Source organism: Streptomyces mexicanus, from assembly GCF_902506575.1.
Lineage (GTDB): Bacteria > Actinomycetota > Actinomycetes > Streptomycetales > Streptomycetaceae > Streptomyces > Streptomyces mexicanus.
In genome coordinates, this window is record NZ_LR732544.1 from 935,373 (window position 1) to 952,278 (window position 16,906).

Here is a 16,906-nt window from a genome sequence, read left to right on the forward strand (position 1 = left end):
TCCCCGCCGTGCGCCGCCCCGCGCACCGCTCCGCGACGGCTCGGGACGTCCGCCACGGCCCCCGCCCGCGAGACATGGCGCACAGTCACCGCAGAAACGCGCCACGGCGGGGTAACCGGAGTCGGGTAAGGGCTGATCGGGGCCACACTGCCATTTGTTGTCGTTTGACAACAATAGTCGTGAGGCAACAAAGTAGCCGTGTCGGGCGTGCGGGGGAAGGACCTGGAATGTTCCGGTGGACGCAGACCGCTCCGTGTGCGGGCCACCCTCACCGAAAGACGAGGCCGGTGCCGCGATGGAGGCGTCAGGCAGTCCGGCTGCCGGAGTCCGGGGCATCGTCGTGTATCTGCGTGGCCGCGGCGGCGCAGAACGCCTCCAGCCCCTCCAGCAGCGCGACCCGCTTGTCGGCGGGCACGTCCGCGAGCACCTTCCGCAGTTCCCGCTCCCGGCGGGCGCGCAGGTCGGCGAGGAAGGCACGGCCGCGGCCACTGAGTCGCAACCGCACCTCGCGCCGGTCCTGCGCGCTGAGCACCCGCTCGACGAAGCCCGCGGCCTGCAGCCGGTCGCACAGCCGGCTGGTCGACGGCGGGGTGGACGCGAGGGACTCGGCGAGGGTGCGCAGGTTGATGCCGTCGTGGTGCTCAAGGATGTGCAGCACCCGCAGCTGGGACGCGGAGGTGGGCGCGGTGGAGGCCCGCCCCCACACGACTTCCAGCAGCTCGACGGCCGTCGTGGTCACACGCGCGACCTCATCGGGCTCTGGGCGGCGGAAGGCAGTCACAGTCACACTTTCGCAGGCACTGGGGTGCCTGTCAGCGTACTAGGCGCCGCGCGGGATAACAGAGGGCTCGGGGTGGCCGACGCGGCCATGGCCGACGCGGCCCACGCGCGGCTCGATTCGCGGGTGCGGCGTCCACGGTGTCCGGGAAGGATCGGTGCATAGCTCCTCATGAACAGATTTGTGGCCGCTGAACGCGCGCTGCGCACAGCGGCTCCCCACGAGTTGCTCGACGCAGTCCGCGCCGTGCTGATCGAGCAGTACGGCGCGGAGAACGTCGAGTTGTACCTGGCCGACTACGGGGTGAGCGTGCTGCAGCCGGTGTCGGTGCTGCCGCACACGCTGGAGCCGCTCCCGGTCCACAACAGCCCGGCCGGCCGGGCCTTCGGCTCGCAGCGGCCGTACCGCGAGGAGGTGCGGGACGGACGGGCGCGGCTGCACCTGCCGGTCAGCGTGCGGGGCGACCGGCTCGGGGTGCTGTCCGTGACCCTGCCCGGCAGCGACGCCGCGCGCCGGTGGGAGCCCGAACTCGCCGAGATCGCCGACGTGCTGGGGCACGAGGTGGTCGTGGCCGAGCGGGACACCGACCTGTATCTGCAGGCGCGCCGCAAGGACCGGCTCACCCTGGCCGCCGAGATGCAGTGGCAGATGCTGCCCGGCCGCTCCTGCTCCCGCCCCGAGTACGAGCTGGGGGCCCAGCTGGAGCCCGCCTACGCGATCTTCGGTGACAACTTCGACTGGTCCGCCACCGCCGACCGCCTGACGCTGTACGTCACCAACGGGATGGGCGAGGGCATAGAGGCGTCCCTGCTGACCAACCTGGCCGTCAACGCGCTGCGCAACGCCCGGCGCGCCGGCATCTCCATCGCCGACCAGGCCGCCCTGGCCGACCAGGCCGTGTACGCGCACTACCAGGGCCGCTGCTACCTGTCGGTCCTGATGTTCGACTTCGACCTGACCACCGGCCGCGCGAGCGTCGTGGACGCCGGCTCCCCGCAGCTGCTGCGGCTGCGCGACGGCACCCTGGAGCGGCTCTCCTTCGAGGCCCAGCTGCCCCTGGGCATGTTCGAGGAGACGGACTACGTGGCCCAGGACTTCCACGTCGAACCCGGCGACCGGCTCGTCTTCGTCAGCGACGGCGTCCACGCCGTGGCCTCCCCGAAGGGCGAGGCGTACGGGGACGCGGCCCTGGCCCGGGCCATCCACTCCACCCGGCTGCTGCCCGCCGCCGAGGTGCCGCGCGCCATCCTGCGGGAGCTGACGGGGCATCGCGGCAAGGCCGTCCCGGACGACGACGCCCTGGTGGTGTGCCTGGACTGGCACGGAAGGCCGCCGCGCCCCTGAGGCGCGCGCTCGCCCAGGTGAGGATCGTGTGTTGTTCCCCCCACCGCCCCGCGCTAACGTTTGTCATGCGGCAATAATTGCCACATGGCTCTCCGCTCTCCGACGGGTGGGCCGCACAGCCTCGCAGCAGGGAGACGATGCAGGTGGCGGAGCACGGCACGGCCCTCGACCCGGCCCAGTGGCTGAGCGGCTTCCTTCAGCGGCGCCGCGAGCAGATCGCCCAGCGGTGGGCGGACGCCGCCCTCTTCCGCACGGTCTTCACCGTTTCCCGGGACGAGGCCGTCGAGGCGGGCAAGGTTGTGGTGGACGCCCTGGCCGACGTGGCCCGTTCCGGGCGGCTGGAAGATCTGCGGGCCGCGGGCTTCGAGAGCGTCAGAGACCTGCTCGGGCGGATGGCCGCCGCCCGGGCGCGGGCCGGGCACAGCCCCGCACAGATCACCGACCAGGTCGCCGAGCTGCGTGAACCGGCGGCGGCACTGCTGCGGGCCGAGTTCGAGGACCCGGCCGGCGAGGACGCTCACGCGTGCCTGCTCGCGCTGACGCTCCTGACGGGCACGCTGCGCCTGGTGGTCATGGAGACGTCGGTGAGCGCGGGCGAGGACCTGATCGCCCGGCAGCGCGAGCAGCTGCTGGAGATGACCACTCCCGTCATCAGCCTGTGGGAGGGCATCGTCGCCGTGCCGCTGATCGGCACCCTGGACAGCGCCCGCAGCCAGGTCGTGATGGAGAGCCTGCTGGAAGCGATCGTCAGCAGGCGCGCCCGGTACGCCATCCTCGACATCACCGGCGTCCCGACCGTCGACTCGCTCGTGGCCCAGCACCTGATGAAGACGGTCGCCGCAGCCCGTCTGATGGGCGCGGAGTGCATCGTCTCCGGTATCCGCCCGGCGATCGCGCAGACCATCGTGCACCTCGGCATCGATCTCGGAACGATCATCACCCGGACCGGCCTCGCCGACGCCCTGGCCTACGCGCTCGCCCAGCAGGGCATCGTCGTCTCACCCGGTCCCCCTGCGGGAACGAACCCGCGATGACCGCCTTCGCGGGCCGCGCCGGCCCGGTACCGGTCCTGGCGCCGGGTGACGTCCCGCCGGTCACCCCGCAAGGAGAGCCGCACGACGGGGCGGCCGAACAGCTCCAGCAGGACATCGCCCGTCGCGTCGCCCACACCCCGGTGCCGGTGGGCGGTGTCGTGAGCGACCTCTCGGGAGTCGACATCGCCGACTCCTTCCTCGGGGGCGTCCTGGCGGAGATCGCCGCCGGTGCCCGCCTGCCGGACGCCCGGACCGTCCTGGCCGGCATGCCCCCCGCGGTCGCCGTCGCCCTGGTGGAGCCGGGCCTGACGCTGCCGGACCTGGTCACCGCCCCGGACGTCGCCCGGCCACTGTCCCTGCTCGGCGCCGCTCCCTCACCGGCCCCGCCCGCTCGCCCGGAAGAGGGTGCTTGATGCATGCCCCACTCGTCTCGTCCACGCGCCTGTCCCTCGGCTCGGACGCGGATCTGGCCCGGGCCCGCCAGCAGGTGCGCCAGGCCGCTGCCGACCTCGGTTTCAGCCTGGTGCAGCTGACGAAGCTGGTGACCGCGGCCAGCGAACTGGCCCGCAACACCCTCGTGCACGGCGGTGGCGGGCACCTGGAGATCACACCCCTGACGGACGGGGCCAGGCGCGGTCTGCGGCTGGCCTTCGTCGACGCCGGTCCCGGCATCCGGGACGTCGACCTGGCCATGACCGACGGCTACACCACGGGCAGCGGCCTGGGAATGGGCCTCAGCGGGACGAAACGGCTCGTCCAGGAACTCACCGTCGACAGTCGGCCCGGCCAGGGCACCACCGTCACCGTCACCGACTGGCTCCGCGATCTGCCCTCGCCCCGCGCGGGCGCGCCGTGAGCAGGGTGCGGAAGATCAGCTCAGGACCCGGGGACCGCTCCCGGGGCGCCGCCGTCCTGGGCGGCCAGGAAGCCGCGCAGGCCGCGACTCAGCGCGGCCCGCTCGGCCGCGTCCATGGCCGCGAGCACCGCCGCCAGCGCCTGCGACCTGCGCGCGGCGACCTCGCCCAGCACCTGCAGGCCGTGCCCGGTCAGGCTCAGCCGCACCTCACGCCGCTTGTGCGGGTGCAGCGCACGCTCGAGCAGACCGGCCGCCTCCAGCCGGTCGCACAACCGACTGGCCGTCGGCAGCCCTGTCTCCAGGCTCTCCGCCAGAGCGGTGAGGTTGAGTCCCGGCGCCGCCTCCAGGATCCGCAAGGCCCGCAACTGGTGCGGCGACAGCCGCAGGCTCGCGCCCTGCGCGGCCACTGACCACAGGTCCGCGAGACTGTCCACGGCATCGGCGATCTCCAGCGCGAGGGACAGGGAATCGTCACCTGCCCGACCTGCCTGGTCGTCCCCGAACCCACCGAGACGAGTCACGAACACATCGCTTTCCGTAATCCCCTGCCCCTCCGGATACCACTCTCACCCCAACGCCGTACCCGAAGACTCTCCGGGCAAGCACCCGCCGGCCGAGCCGTCGCAGGGACTCGGGCCGAGCGGCACGGCCGGGTTCCCGTACCAACGCAACAGAACCGTCGGCCGGTTGACCGGGACGCCCCGCGCACGCTCGGCAGGACGCGGGGGCGGTCGTCCCGGCACGGCGAAAGGGCGGCCGGATGGTCCGGCCGCCCTCTCAGCGGGTGGGGGTGTCCGTCACGGCTTGGGCGTGGCGTGCGGACCGCAGGTCACGTCCGTCCGGTCCACCCGGCCGGTGAGCAGGTAGGTGTCCACCCGGTCGTTGATGCACGGGTTGACCAGGCCGGTGACACCGTGCGAGCCCGCGTCCTTCTCCGTGATCAGCCGGGAGCCCTGGAACCGCTGGTGCAGTTCGACGGCACCCTCGTACGGGGTGGCGGCGTCCCGCGTGGACTGCACGATCAGCACCGGCGGCAGGCCCTTGCCGGTACGGACGTTCACCGGGGTCTGCTGCTTGACCGGCCAGGTCGCGCACGGCAGGTTCATCCAGGCGTTGGACCAGGTCAGGAAGGGGTACTGGGCGTTGAGCCGCGTGTTGTCCCGGTCCCACTTGCGCCAGCTGGTGGGCCACTTGGCGTCGGTGCACTCCACGGCCGTGTAGACGGCGTTGCCGTTCTCCGAGGAGATGTTGCCCGCGATGTCGGACATGTCAGGGGCGGCGGCGTCGACGAGCGCCTGGGTGTCACCGGCGACGTACTTGCTGAACACCGTGGCGACCGGCACCCAGGAGGAGTCGTAGTACGGGGCGCTCTGGAAGAAGGCGAGCAGCTCGGCCGGGCCGACCGCCCCGCCGATCGGGTTCTTCTTGGCGGTGGCCCGCAGCTGGAGCCACTTGGCCTGGACGGCGTCGCGGGTGGTGCCCAGGTGGAAGGCGGCGTCGTTCTTGGCGACCCAGTCCTCCCAGTCCTTCCAGCGGCCCTCGAAGGCGATGTCCTGGTTGAGGTTGGCCTCGTACCAGATGTTGTCCCGGTCCGGGTTGACGACGCTGTCAACGACCATCCGGCGCACATGGCCCGGGAACAGCGTGCCGTAGACGGCGCCGAGGTAGGTGCCGTAGGACACGCCGAGGTAGTTGATCTTCTTCTCGCCGAGGGCGGCCCGGATGACGTCCAGGTCACGAGCGGTGTTCGGCGTGGTCATCTGCTGCAGCATCGCACGGCCGGTGCGGTCCAGGCAGCCGTCGGCGTACTCGCGGGCCAGCTTGCGCTGGGCGAGCTTGTCGGCCTCGGAGTCGGGCACCGGGTCCATCTTGGGCGCCTTGACGTACTCCTGCGGGTCCATGCAGGAGATGGGCGCCGAGTGGCCGACGCCGCGCGGGTCGAAGCCGACGAAGTCGTAGGCCTTCGCCACGTTCGCCCACACGGGGTTCTTGGAGGTGACCCGGGCCGGGAACCGCAGGCCGGAGCCACCGGGGCCGCCCGGGTTGTAGACGAGGGCGCCCTGGCGCTCCTGCGGCGTGCCGGTGTTGCCGATGCGGTCCACGGCGAGCTTGATCTGCTTGCCGTAGGGGTCGGCGTAGTCGAGCGGGACCGAGACCCAGCCGCACTGGATGGGCTTGGCCAGCCCCCAGTCGGCGGGGCAGTCCTGCCAGTCGATCCCGGCCTCGGCGGCGCGGGCGGCGGCGATCGCGGCGCCGCGCGCCTCGCGGTCCTGGCCCTGGCGGCTGTCGGCGCTCGCCGCGGGAGCCGCCACGGCGCCGGCTATCAGGGTGGCCGTGACCAGCACCCCGGCCGAACCGAGCGCCATGATCCGGCTCTTCGGTCTGATGTCCCTCAAGTTGGGCCCTCCCCGCACATCGTTGCGAATCCGGTACGCGGATCCTTCCGGCTGTGAGGTGTCTGAGAACAGAGGGCGTTGACCTTCTTTGCCAATCCGATAACCGAGGCGGCGTGTTCCGCTCAGCGGAGATCCGGCCGGGCGCCGTCCCCGGTCGGCCGGTGCTCCTCACCCCGGCGCGGCCGGCGACGCCCCGTCCGGCAGCCGGGCGCGACGGCCGCAGCCGGCCCTCCCTCGCCGACCGGCACGGCCGGGCGGGCCGGCCGGCGGGAGCAGGCACGCGCCCTCGCCCCGCACCCGGGCGGGGGCCACGTCGACGGCGGGGCTGCCGCCGGTACGGCTGGTGTCACGGCGGGGGCGGGCGCCGCGTGAGCAGTGTTGCGGGGACGGGCGCCGCGTGAGCAGGGTTGCGGGGACGGGCGCCGGCCGGGAGCGCGCCGGCGGCCCTGGGGCCTGTCCGGCGGATCAAGTCGCGGGGAACTCACGGCGAGTGATCTCCTCAGGTGAGCGGGGCATGGTGCGTCCCTTGTGCAAGGCGGAGGAGGAGTCGACGGTGGGGCCCCCGCGCGAGCGAAGCCGAGCGTGGGGGAGCGTCGGCGAGGGACGACAACGCCGCCTGGGGGTACCCCCTGCTCGAAGAGCTTGGGGGAGTGCCACGCCCCGCGTCTGCGGCATGATCCGCCGGACAGCCCCTAGCGGGTCTGCGGCCCCCGGTACTGCGCCGTGATGCCGAAGTTGCGCTGCTCGGCCGGGGCCGAGGACACCTCCCCGACATGGGAGACCGTGCCGATCACCGGCTGGTCCTCGGGGGCCTGCTCGCACTCCTCGAGCCGCTGCAGGTCGGCGGCGGAGACCAGGGCGACCAGGGGCTTGCCGTGCCGCGTGACCACGACGCGTTCACCGCCGTAGACCACCCGGTTGATCAGGTCGGCCAGCTCAGCCCTGGCTTGCGTCACCGGAATCTCGTAGGCCATACCCCCACCTTACGGGGCGACCCCGGATCCGCTCCGGGCCTGCGCCAGCCCCTCGACCGGCCCCGATGCCCCGTGAACGGCCCCGACCGGCCCCGACGCCCGCGGGCGGGCCGACCGCCTACGGACGCCCGCAACCGATCCCGACGCCTACGAACGGCCCGCGGGCACGTGCGTCGCGCGGCGGGCGAGTGCGCGCTTCAGCTCCTCCAGCTCGGTGTCCGGCAGGGCGCCGCCCTGAGCGAACTTCAGGACGTGCTCGGCCACGGTGCGCACCTTGGTGTTGGTGCGCTGGGACACCTCCCGCAGGACCAGCCAGGCATCCTCGGGCGGCATCCGCCCGAAGGCCACCACTGCGCCGATGGCCTGGTCGATCACGGCGTGCGAGGTGAGGGCGCGCTGCAGCTGGTCGATCTCCTCGTGCAGCCGCTCGTGCTCCAGCACCAGGTCAGTGACGGACAGCGGCTGGAGGGGATGTCGCCGGGACATCGCGAAGAACGCCATGGAGATCCCCTGGGGCGTCGAGCGGCCGGAGTTCCATCTCCAGCTTGCGTCAGGAGCACCCGGCGCACGACCGGAAGCCGAACGGGCGAACGCATCTGCCGTCCACCCCCGCCCCAGGAGGTACGTCCTGTACATTTTGTACAGAGCCCGCTCCGCCGGAGCCGGCGCAGCCGCAGCCGCAGCCGCATGGAGGTGTGCGTCATGACCCCCTTCCCGTCCGCTCGCCAGACGCCCCGGGGCCCCTTGGTCCACGGCGTCCTGCCGGAGTTCACCGAGCACACCGGCGCGGGCCGGCGGACCCTGGATCCGTACGACGAGCTGCTGCGGGAGCGGATCGTCCTGCTGGGCACGCCGCTGGACGACACCGCGGCGAACGACGTCGTCGCCCAGCTCATCCACCTCGAGCACCTCGATCCGGACCGGGAGGTGTCGCTGTACATCAACTCCCCCGGCGGCCCGTTCAGCGCCATGACCGCGATCCGCGACACCATGGCGTACCTCTCCTGCGACGTGGCGACGTTCTGCCTGGGACAAGCGGTCTCGACCGCCGCCGTGCTGCTCGCCGCGGGCACCCCGGGCAAGCGGGCCGCCCTGCCCGGCGCCCGGGTGGTGCTGCGGCAGCCGGTCGCCGAGGCACCGCTTCAGGGCCGGGCGGACGACCTGGCGATCCGGGCCGGCGAGCTGGTCCGCGTCCGCGACCGCGTGGAGGAGATGCTGGTGGAGCACACCGGACGGACCCCGGAGCAGGTGCGGGCCGACCTCGACCGGGAGACGGTGCTGGACGCCCGGGGCGCGCTGGCCCACGGGCTGGTGGACCGGGTCCTGCCCGCCCGCAGGGGCACGCCCACCGCGCCGGACGCGGGGTGAGGCGCCGATGCTCCCCGAACCGCCGCCGCTGCCGGCCCTGACCCGGGCCGAGGCGGACCTCGTCGACCGCTACCTCGACGTCGTGGCCCTGCTCGGCCGGATCAACCCCGGCCGCGGCGAGCACACCTACCGCAGCCTGAGGGCCGCTCAGGCGCTCGTCACCCGGGCGGCCGAGCTGCGCGACGCGCTGGCCGTCATGTACGAGCGGGGCGAGACGGAACTGCACACGGCCACGCTGGCCCGGGCGCTGCGGACCCTGGACGGCGAACGCCGCACGGCCCAGGTCACCGTGCCGCCCGCACGCACCGGCTGACCAGCCGTCGGCCCGCCCCCGCGCCGTGGCCGAGGCCGTGCGCGCGCCGGCCCCCGTTACGGTGGCCGACGGGTCCGGCGGGACGGGGCGAAGGGCACACGACCCGGGGCGAGGGGACTCGCGAGCGCCTCAGGACGCCGGAACGGACCAACCGCGGTACCGCCTTTCGGTGGAGAAGGGTCCCGCCCCCGCGCCGCGTTCCGGTTGCGGGCCGCCGCCGCGTCAGGTGGCGGAACGAGGGACTCCGGTGCTGGTCGCGGGGGGCGTCGTCAGAGCCGTTGATCGTCCGCACGCACGGATGTCCACTCGAACGGGCGAGTGGTGAGTAACGACACAAATCTCCGGCTCCGTTGGGATTTTCAGACATCCGTAGGTCAAGATCCGTGTCTGACGACAAGCCCCCGCCACCGCGGCGGGGCGGTCCGGGCGGACGCCGAGTCCTGCCGCCGCCCGGATGACCGGTCGACTGCAGTGGATCGGCAGGAGTGGAGGACCCGAGCACGACGGGTCGCCGGAACGGTCACGCCATGACCGGGCCGGGCGGGCCCTTGGGGTGAAGCCGCTTGCCGCGGCCGGGCTACTTCGCCAGCCCGAATCCGACAGGTCATCCTTCACAGGCGGCTGACGAAGGGTTGCGCATGACTGCGCTCAATCGTGTCCCGTCCCTCATGGCCCGCGCCGGCACGGCCTCGGCCCTCACCCTCGCCGCCGTCGGGGGCTCGATCGTGATCCCCGGAGCGGCGAACGACGCCTCGGCCGCGACCTTGGCGACGAAGGCGCTCCAGATCGCCGCGTCCAAGAAGGGCTCCCCCTACCAGTGGGGAGCGACCGGCCCGCGGAGGTTCGACTGCTCCGGGCTCACCCTGTACTCGTTCAAGAAGGCGGGCAAGAAGCTGCCCCGCACGGCCGCCCAGCAGTACAACAAGCCCCGCCACATCTCCGCGCGCAGCCGCCGCGCCGGCGACCTGGTGTTCTTCCACTCGGGTTCGAACGTGTACCACGTCGGCATCTACGCGGGCAGCGGCAAGATCTGGCACGCGCCGCACACCGGGACCGTGGTCAAGCTGGAGAAGATCTGGACCAGGAGCGTCTGGTACGGCCGGGTCAACTGACCCCTTCGGGCGCGGGTCGGCGGACCCCGTCCGGGTGCGGTGACGGCGCCGGGGAGCGCGGTCACCGCACCCGGGCCGCGCACGCCCCCCGGTTCCTACGGCTCCTGCCCGGCCGCCGTGGTGACCGGGCGGTCCCCGAGCGTCCAGGGGATTTCGATGACGACCGTCTTGCCGCCCTCGCGCGTGGGCCGCACGGTCAGCCGGCCGCCGCACTCGGCGGTGAGCCAGCGGATGATCACCAGACCCCGGCCGTTGTCCTGCTGGACGGCGGCCGGCAGTCGTCTGGGCCATCGCGGATGGCTGTCGGTCACACCGATGCGCAGCTGTTCGTCGCGCTCGAGGGCGAGGGCCACGGTGAAGGTGGGGGACTGCCCCAAGGTGTGCTGCACGGCGTTGGTGGCGAGTTCGGAGACGATGAGCCGCACGGTGTCGGCGGTGTCCGAGTCCGAGGGCAGACCCCACTCCGCGAGGGTGCCCACGGCATAGGCGCGGGCGGCGGACACCGAGGCGGGAGCGCTCGGCAGAGTGACGGATGCTTCCAGATGGTCTGCCATGGCGAGGTCGTCCCTTTCCCACGGGACCGCGGTCCGACGGGGAGCGGATGGTTCGAGTACGGTCCCGGACTGGTGCTTCGCCGTCAGACTGCCACCACCGGGCCGGTCACGGTGGCGATCCACCAAGATATGCATATATCTGTCGCTCGAAGCGGTGAACTCTGCCACGGCGGACCGTATGTGACGCGGGCCTGTGCAACGCGCCGATGCCGTGATCGAGTCCGTGGCCCCCGCCGCCCTGAGGGAGTAAAGGAGCAGTCGATGCAGCACGGTCCCGCGGTGCGCCGGCGCAAGCTGGGCGCGGAACTGCGTGCGCTGCGCACCACGGCCGGCCTCACCAGTGGCGAGGCGGCCCGGCTGGTGGGCTGGCACCAGTCCAAGGTGAGCCGGATCGAGACCGGCACCAGCGGCGTGAAACCGTCCGACGTCCGGTTACTGCTCGACGCGTACGCGGTCGACGACACCCAACTGCGCGAGCTTCTGCTGGCGTTGGCGGCCTCCGGCGACGACGACCGCCACCCCTGGTGGCACGCCTACCGCGGGGTGCTGCCGCCGACCTACCGGGACTTCATCAGCCTGGAGTCCCAGGCCACCGGCATGCGCACCCTGGAGACCACGGTGGTCCCCGGGCTGCTGCAGACCCCCGAGTACGCCCGTGCGGTGACCCGGGCCGCGGTGGACGGGCTCGACGAGGAGCGGCTGGACGCGCTGGTGGAGGTGCGGCTGGCCCGGCAGGGCGTGCTGCGGGCCGATCCGCCGCTGCACCTGGACGCGGTGCTGGACGAGGCGGTGCTGCGCCGTCAGGTCGGCGGCCCGGAGGTCATGGCGCGTCAGCTGGAGCGGCTGGCGCAGGCGGCGCGGCTGCCCCAAGTGCGGCTGCAGGTGCTGCCGTTCTCGGCCGGGGCGCACATCGGCGTCACCGGCCCTTTCGTTATCTTCTCTTTTTCGAACACTTCTGATCTGGACGTGGTGGTTCTCGACCACTTGACGAGTAGCCTCCATCTGGAACGGAAAGAAGACCTGGAGGCCTACACGGAGGCCTTCGACACCCTTCGGTTCCACGCGTTGTCGATCGAGGACTCGTTGGAATTCATCGCCGGGATACACCAGGACGGGTGACGGCGTGCAACCGCGTAAGGAGGCACCATGTCTGCTCTACCGCGGAACGTACTCTCCAGCACCGAACTGCACGGTGTGCGGTGGCTGCGCAGCAGCTACAGCACGGGCGCGAACAACTGCGTCGAGACGGCCCGGCCGGCCACCGGGCCGGGCGCCGGGCTGCTCGCCGTGCGCGACTCCAAGGCCCCGGCCGGGCCGGCGCTGCTGTTCTCCCCCGGCAGCTGGGCCCGCTTCACGGCCGCGGTGCACCGCATCTGAACCACCCCGTCGGTCACCTCCGCATCCGGCGCCGCACGGCCGTGTCACGCCGACTCATGGTCGCGTGTCGCCGATCACTCGTACAGCGCGTTCGATCTGCGCCTCGGACAGATCCGCGCGGGCGGTCAGCCTGAGCCGTGACACGCCGTCGGGCACGGAAGGAGGACGGAAACAGCCCACGGCCAGGCCCGCCGCGCGGCAGTCGGCCGCCCACCGGACGGCCGTCTGCGGGGACGGGGCGCGCACCGAGACCACGGCGGCGTCCGGCCGCACCGCGTCGAGCCCCGCGGCGATCAGGCGCGTGTGCAGGTCGCGGGCCACCGCGCGGGCCCTGGCCGCGCGGTGCGGCTCGCGGCGCAGCAGCCGCAGCGCGGCCAGGGCCGCGCCCACCGCCGCGGGCGCGAGGCCCGTGTCGAAGATGAACGTCCGGGCCGCGTTGACCAGGTGGTCGACGACCCGGGCCGGGCCCAGCACGACACCGCCCTGACTGCCGAACGACTTCGACAGCGTGGCGGTGACCACCACGTCGTCGGCGCCCGCGAGACCGGCCGCGTGCGCCGCGCCGCGGCCGCCGGCGCCGAGGACGCCCAGCCCGTGGGCGTCGTCGACGAGCAGGCCCGCGCCGTGCTCCCGGCAGGCGGCGGCGAGTGCGGCGAGCGGGGCCGCGTCCCCGTCGACCGAGAACACCGTGTCGGAGACGAGGACCGCCGGACCCGCATGGGTGCCGAGCGCCTTGCGCGCGGCCTCGGGATCGGCGTGCCCGACCACCTGCACGGTGCCGCGGGCCAGCCGGCAGCCGTCGATGAGCGAGGCGTGGTTGCCCGCGTCGGAGACGATCAGCGAGCCGTGCGGCGCCAGCGCGGTGACCGCGGCGAGGTTGGCGGCGTACCCGGAGGAGAAGACCAGGGCCGCCTCGGCCCCGCAGAACTCCGCCAGCTCGCGCTCCAGTTCGCCGTGCAGCTCGGTGGTGCCGGTGACCAGCCGGGAGCCGGTGGCGCCGCCGCCCCAGGTCCGCGCGGCGGCCACCGCGCCCTCGACGACCTCGGGGTGGCGGGCCAGTCCCAGGTAGTCGTTGCTCGCCAGGTCCAGCAGCGGCGAGTCGGCGGCCCGCGCCCGGAGCGTGCGCCCAAGCCCGGCCCGGCGGCGCACGTCCGCCTGCTCGTCGATCCAGCCGAACGCCATGGCTCCTCCGGGGTTTTTGTAGGCAGTGGACAGACACTAGCGGGCACGACGCCCACCCATCGTGTGGCAATACCCACACCTCGAACCGGGTGTCGTTGTACGAAGTCTCCTTGGCCGCGGGCCGCATCGTAGGACAGGATCGGCTCCCATGGACCTGCTGAACACGCTGGTGGACAAGGGGCTTCGGCGCGAGCTGCCGACCCGCGAAGAAGCTCTGGCCGTGCTGGCCACCTCCGATGACGACCTGCTCGAAGTGGTGGCGGCGGCCGGCAAGGTGCGCCGCCACTGGTTCGGCCGGCGGGTGAAACTCAACTATCTGGTCAACCTCAAGTCCGGGCTGTGCCCCGAGGACTGCTCCTACTGCTCCCAGCGGCTCGGCTCGAAGGCCGACATCCTCAAGTACACCTGGCTCAAGCCCGAGGAGGCCTCCAGGGCCGCAGCGGCCGGGCTCGCGGGCGGGGCCAAACGGGTGTGCCTGGTGGCCAGCGGACGCGGGCCGACCGACCGCGACGTGGACCGGGTCTCCGAGACCATCAAGGCCATCAAGGACGAGCACGCGGACGTCGAGGTCTGCGCCTGCCTCGGGCTGCTCTCCGACGGCCAGGCCGAGCGGCTGCGGGCGGCCGGCGCGGACGCCTACAACCACAACCTCAACACCTCCGAGGCCACGTACGGCGACATCACCACCACCCACACCTACGCCGATCGGGTGGACACGGTGCACAAGGCGCACGCGGCCGGGCTGTCCGCCTGCTCCGGGCTCATCGCCGGGATGGGCGAGAGCGACGAGGACCTGGTGGACGTGGTGTTCGCGCTGCGCGCGCTGGACCCGGACTCCGTTCCGGTGAACTTCCTCATCCCGTTCGAGGGCACCCCGCTCGCCAAGGAGTGGAACCTGACCCCGCAGCGCTGCCTGCGGATCCTCGCCATGGTCCGGTTCGTCTGCCCGGACGTGGAGGTGCGCATCGCGGGCGGCCGCGAGGTGCACTTGCGCACGATGCAGCCGCTCGCCCTGCACCTGGCCAACTCGATCTTCCTGGGCGACTACCTGACCAGCGAGGGCCAGGCCGGCAAGGCCGACCTGGAGATGATCGCGGACGCCGGGTTCGAGGTGGAGGGCGCCGACCAGGTGACGCTGCCGGAGCACCGGGCCGCCGGCGGGTGCCGGGAGACCGCCTCCGGTGGCTGCCACGAGGGCGGTGTGTGCGGCACGGGCACCGGTGCCGCCTCCGCTCCCGCGGCGTCCTCGGCGACGCCGGCGCCGTCGGCGCACGACCCGCGCCCGGACCTGGTCGCCGTGCGCCGCCGGGGCGCCGGAACGGACCTCGCGCCCAATGCCTGAGCCCACGCTGACCGTGGAGGAGCTGCTGGCCCTGGACCGGCGGCACGTGTGGCACCCCTACGGTCCGATGCCCGGACGCCAGGAACCGCTCGTCGTGGAGTCGGCGAGCGGGGTCCGGCTGAAACTGGCCGGTGGTGCGGGCGAGTTGGTCGACGGCATGTCCTCGTGGTGGTCGGCCGTCCACGGCTACAACCACCCGGTCCTCAACGAGGCCGCCCAGGCCCAGCTGGGGCGGATGAGCCACGTGATGTTCGGCGGGCTCACCCACGAGCCCGCCGTCCGCCTGGCCAAGCACCTGGTCGACCTGTCGCCCGAGGGCCTGGAGCACGTCTTCCTCGCCGACTCCGGGTCGGTCTCGGTCGAGGTGGCCGTCAAGATGTGCCTGCAGTACTGGCGTTCGCTGGGCCACCCGGCCAAGCGGCGCCTGCTGACCTGGCGGGGCGGCTACCACGGGGACACCTGGCAGCCGATGTCCGTGTGCGACCCCGAGGGCGGCATGCACGAGCTGTGGACCGGCGTCCTGCCGCGCCAGGTGTTCGCGCAGGCGCCGCCGGCCGCGTACGAGGAGGCGTACGCCGCCCACCTGCGGGAGATGATCGAACGGCACGCCGGGGAACTGGCCGCCGTGATCGTCGAGCCGGTCGTGCAGGGCGCGGGCGGCATGCGCTTCCACTCCCCCGCCTACCTGCGGGTGCTGCGCGAGGCGTGCGACGCGCACGACGTGCTGCTGGTGTTCGACGAGATCGCCACCGGCTTCGGCCGCACCGGCGCGCTGTTCGCGGCCGAGCACGCGGCGGTCACGCCGGACGTGATGTGCGTGGGCAAGGCGCTGACCGGCGGCTATCTCACCCTGGCGGCGACGCTGTGCACCGCGCGCGTGGCCGAGGGGATCTCGCGCGGCGAGGTGCCGGTGCTGGCGCACGGGCCGACGTTCATGGGCAACCCGCTGGCGGCGGCCGTGGCCTGCGCCTCGATCGAGCTGCTGCTCGGCCAGGACTGGCGCGCGGAGGTCAAGAGGATCGAGGCGGGCCTGCGGGAGGGCCTGGCGCCCGCCGCGCGGCTCGACGGTGTGCGGGACGTACGGGTCCTCGGCGCCATCGGGGTCGTCCAGCTCGACCACGAGGTGGACATGACGGCGGCGACCCGGGCCGCCGTGCGCGAGGGCGTGTGGCTGCGGCCGTTCCGGGACCTGGTGTACACGATGCCGCCCTACGTCACCGGTGACGAGGACGTGGCACGGATCGCACGCGCCGTGTGCGCGGCGGCGCGGGAGGGATGAGATGCCGGTACTGGTGATCACGGGCACGGGCGCGGAGGTCGGCAAGACCGTCACGACGGCGGCGGTCGCCGCGGCGGCGCTGGCCGCCGGACGGTCGGTGGCCGTGCTGAAGGCCGCGCAGACGGGTGTGGGCCCTGAGGAGCGCGGGGACGCCGCCGAGGTGGCGCGGCTGGCCGGCGCGGTGACCACGGCGGAGGTCGCCCGCTACCCGGGGCCGCTGGCGCCCGCGCCCGCGGCCCGCCGGGCCGGCCTCCCGGCGGTGCGTCCGCAGCAGGTGGCGCGGGCCGCCGCCGAGCTGGCCGCCGAGCACGACCTGGTGCTGGTCGAGGGGGCGGGCGGCCTGCTCGTCCGGTTCGACGAGGCGGGCGGGACCCTCGCGGACGTGGCCCAGCAGTTGCGCGCGCCCGTCCTGGTCGTGGCCTCCGCCGGGCTCGGCACCCTGAACACCACCGAGCTGACGGCCCGTGAGCTGCGCTCGCGCGAGCTGGACCTGCTCGGCGTGGTGATCGGCAGCTGGCCCGCCGAGCCCGACCTGGCCTGCCGCTGCAACGTGGCCGACCTGCCGCAGGTGGCCGGGGCACCGCTGCTGGGCGCGCTGCCCGACGGCGCCGGCTCCCTGCCGCCCGCCTCTTTCCGGGCGGGCGCCCCGCAGTGGCTGGCGCCCCGCCTGAACGGCACGTGGGAGGCGGAGGCGTTCACGGCCCGGCAGATGCCGGAACCGGTGGCGTAGGAGGGGATGGCGAGCGGCCTCCGGCCGAGCGAGACCGGCCCGGGCGGGGGCCGCGGCGCCCGGGGCGCGGGCGGCCGGCGGGGGGGTACCCGGCCCGCTTGGCGCGTGTACCCCCCCCCGCGGCCTGTACCCCCCTCCCCGCGGCCCCCCCCCGCTCCCCCCTCGTCTCCCCCGGCCCACGCGCGGGGACCCGCGGGGAAGTGGTGGTCGGGCGGGCCCGCCCCCCCGGGAGCCCCCACCCCCCCGACCGGGGGGCGGGGTCGGGCC

At 73.4% G+C, this 16,906-nt stretch carries 19 protein-coding genes; 12 read left to right on the top strand and 7 right to left on the bottom strand.

The annotated features are described in order from the left end of the window. Positions 1–304: 304 nt before the first annotated feature. Positions 305–739 carry a MarR family winged helix-turn-helix transcriptional regulator gene (locus tag GV126_RS04260; RefSeq protein ID WP_159662818.1) on the bottom strand — a complete coding sequence of 145 codons (435 nt, stop codon included), beginning with the start codon at positions 737–739 and terminating at the stop codon, positions 305–307. Between the two features lie 210 nt (positions 740–949). Between GV126_RS04260 and GV126_RS04265 the strand changes: the two genes are divergently transcribed. The 4 genes from GV126_RS04265 (at position 950) to GV126_RS04280 (ending at position 4,012) form a co-directional block, all read left to right on the top strand. Further along, complete coding sequence (locus GV126_RS04265) at positions 950–2,122, top strand: PP2C family protein-serine/threonine phosphatase (protein WP_159662820.1); 1,173 nt, start codon at positions 950–952, stop codon at positions 2,120–2,122. Between the two features lie 137 nt (positions 2,123–2,259). After that, complete coding sequence (locus GV126_RS04270) at positions 2,260–3,156, top strand: STAS domain-containing protein (RefSeq protein WP_159662822.1); 897 nt, start codon at positions 2,260–2,262, stop codon at positions 3,154–3,156. Then, positions 3,153–3,569 carry an STAS domain-containing protein gene (locus GV126_RS04275; RefSeq protein WP_159662824.1) on the top strand — a complete coding sequence of 139 codons (417 nt, stop codon included), beginning with the start codon at positions 3,153–3,155 and terminating at the stop codon, positions 3,567–3,569. The genes GV126_RS04270 and GV126_RS04275 overlap by 4 nt, the downstream gene beginning before the upstream one ends. Next, positions 3,569–4,012 (top strand): anti-sigma regulatory factor, encoded by a 444-nt coding sequence (locus GV126_RS04280; RefSeq protein WP_159662826.1) that lies wholly within the window; start codon positions 3,569–3,571, stop codon positions 4,010–4,012. Before GV126_RS04275 ends, GV126_RS04280 begins: the two co-directional genes overlap by 1 nt. A 20-nt stretch (positions 4,013–4,032) precedes the next feature. Here the strand turns inward: GV126_RS04280 and GV126_RS04285 are convergent, their stop codons facing one another. The 4 genes from GV126_RS04285 to GV126_RS04300 form a co-directional block, all read right to left on the bottom strand. Then, positions 4,033–4,533 (bottom strand): MarR family winged helix-turn-helix transcriptional regulator, encoded by a 501-nt coding sequence (locus tag GV126_RS04285; RefSeq protein WP_159673301.1) that lies wholly within the window; start codon positions 4,531–4,533, stop codon positions 4,033–4,035. A 276-nt stretch (positions 4,534–4,809) separates the two neighbouring features. After that, positions 4,810–6,378 (bottom strand): alpha/beta hydrolase, encoded by a 1,569-nt coding sequence (locus tag GV126_RS04290; RefSeq protein WP_159673303.1) that lies wholly within the window; start codon positions 6,376–6,378, stop codon positions 4,810–4,812. A 722-nt stretch (positions 6,379–7,100) separates the two neighbouring features. Further along, positions 7,101–7,382: a type II toxin-antitoxin system Phd/YefM family antitoxin gene (locus GV126_RS04295; protein ID WP_159662828.1), complete on the bottom strand. Its 282-nt coding sequence runs from the start codon at positions 7,380–7,382 to the stop codon at positions 7,101–7,103. A gap of 147 nt (positions 7,383–7,529) precedes the next feature. Beyond that, complete coding sequence (locus GV126_RS04300; protein WP_159662830.1) at positions 7,530–7,883, bottom strand: ANTAR domain-containing protein; 354 nt, start codon at positions 7,881–7,883, stop codon at positions 7,530–7,532. 201 nt (positions 7,884–8,084) lie between these two features. Between GV126_RS04300 and GV126_RS04305 the strand changes: the two genes are divergently transcribed. From GV126_RS04305 to GV126_RS04315, 3 genes are all read left to right on the top strand, one after another. After that, positions 8,085–8,750 carry a ClpP family protease gene (locus GV126_RS04305; RefSeq protein ID WP_159662832.1) on the top strand — a complete coding sequence of 222 codons (666 nt, stop codon included), beginning with the start codon at positions 8,085–8,087 and terminating at the stop codon, positions 8,748–8,750. 7 nt (positions 8,751–8,757) lie between these two features. After that, positions 8,758–9,063 (top strand): hypothetical protein, encoded by a 306-nt coding sequence (locus GV126_RS04310; protein ID WP_159662834.1) that lies wholly within the window; start codon positions 8,758–8,760, stop codon positions 9,061–9,063. Positions 9,064–9,701: 638 nt separating this feature from the next. Next, positions 9,702–10,175, top strand: coding sequence for a C40 family peptidase (locus tag GV126_RS04315; protein WP_159662836.1), 474 nt, complete (start codon positions 9,702–9,704; stop codon positions 10,173–10,175). 95 nt (positions 10,176–10,270) lie between these two features. Here the strand turns inward: GV126_RS04315 and GV126_RS04320 are convergent, their stop codons facing one another. After that, complete coding sequence (locus tag GV126_RS04320; RefSeq protein ID WP_028423219.1) at positions 10,271–10,729, bottom strand: ATP-binding protein; 459 nt, start codon at positions 10,727–10,729, stop codon at positions 10,271–10,273. A 261-nt stretch (positions 10,730–10,990) separates the two neighbouring features. Here GV126_RS04320 and GV126_RS04325 point away from each other — a divergent pair, with 261 nt between their 5' ends. Beyond that, positions 10,991–11,848 (top strand): helix-turn-helix domain-containing protein, encoded by an 858-nt coding sequence (locus GV126_RS04325; protein ID WP_159662838.1) that lies wholly within the window; start codon positions 10,991–10,993, stop codon positions 11,846–11,848. Positions 11,849–11,875: 27 nt separating this feature from the next. After that, positions 11,876–12,106, top strand: a complete 231-nt coding sequence (locus GV126_RS04330) for a DUF397 domain-containing protein (protein WP_028423217.1) — start codon at positions 11,876–11,878, stop codon at positions 12,104–12,106. 54 nt (positions 12,107–12,160) lie between these two features. Here the strand turns inward: GV126_RS04330 and GV126_RS04335 are convergent, their stop codons facing one another. Continuing rightward, positions 12,161–13,288 carry an 8-amino-7-oxononanoate synthase gene (locus GV126_RS04335; protein WP_159662840.1) on the bottom strand — a complete coding sequence of 376 codons (1,128 nt, stop codon included), beginning with the start codon at positions 13,286–13,288 and terminating at the stop codon, positions 12,161–12,163. A 148-nt stretch (positions 13,289–13,436) separates the two neighbouring features. Between GV126_RS04335 and bioB the strand changes: the two genes are divergently transcribed. The 3 genes from bioB to bioD are packed head-to-tail and all read left to right on the top strand — an operon-like array spanning position 13,437 to position 16,639. Next, complete coding sequence (gene bioB / locus GV126_RS04340; protein ID WP_159662842.1) at positions 13,437–14,630, top strand: biotin synthase BioB; 1,194 nt, start codon at positions 13,437–13,439, stop codon at positions 14,628–14,630. Next, positions 14,623–15,909 carry an adenosylmethionine--8-amino-7-oxononanoate transaminase gene (locus GV126_RS04345; RefSeq protein ID WP_159662844.1) on the top strand — a complete coding sequence of 429 codons (1,287 nt, stop codon included), beginning with the start codon at positions 14,623–14,625 and terminating at the stop codon, positions 15,907–15,909. Before bioB ends, GV126_RS04345 begins: the two co-directional genes overlap by 8 nt. Before the next feature lies 1 nt (position 15,910). Continuing rightward, positions 15,911–16,639 carry a dethiobiotin synthase gene (gene bioD / locus GV126_RS04350; RefSeq protein WP_159662846.1) on the top strand — a complete coding sequence of 243 codons (729 nt, stop codon included), beginning with the start codon at positions 15,911–15,913 and terminating at the stop codon, positions 16,637–16,639. Positions 16,640–16,906: the final 267 nt, after the last annotated feature.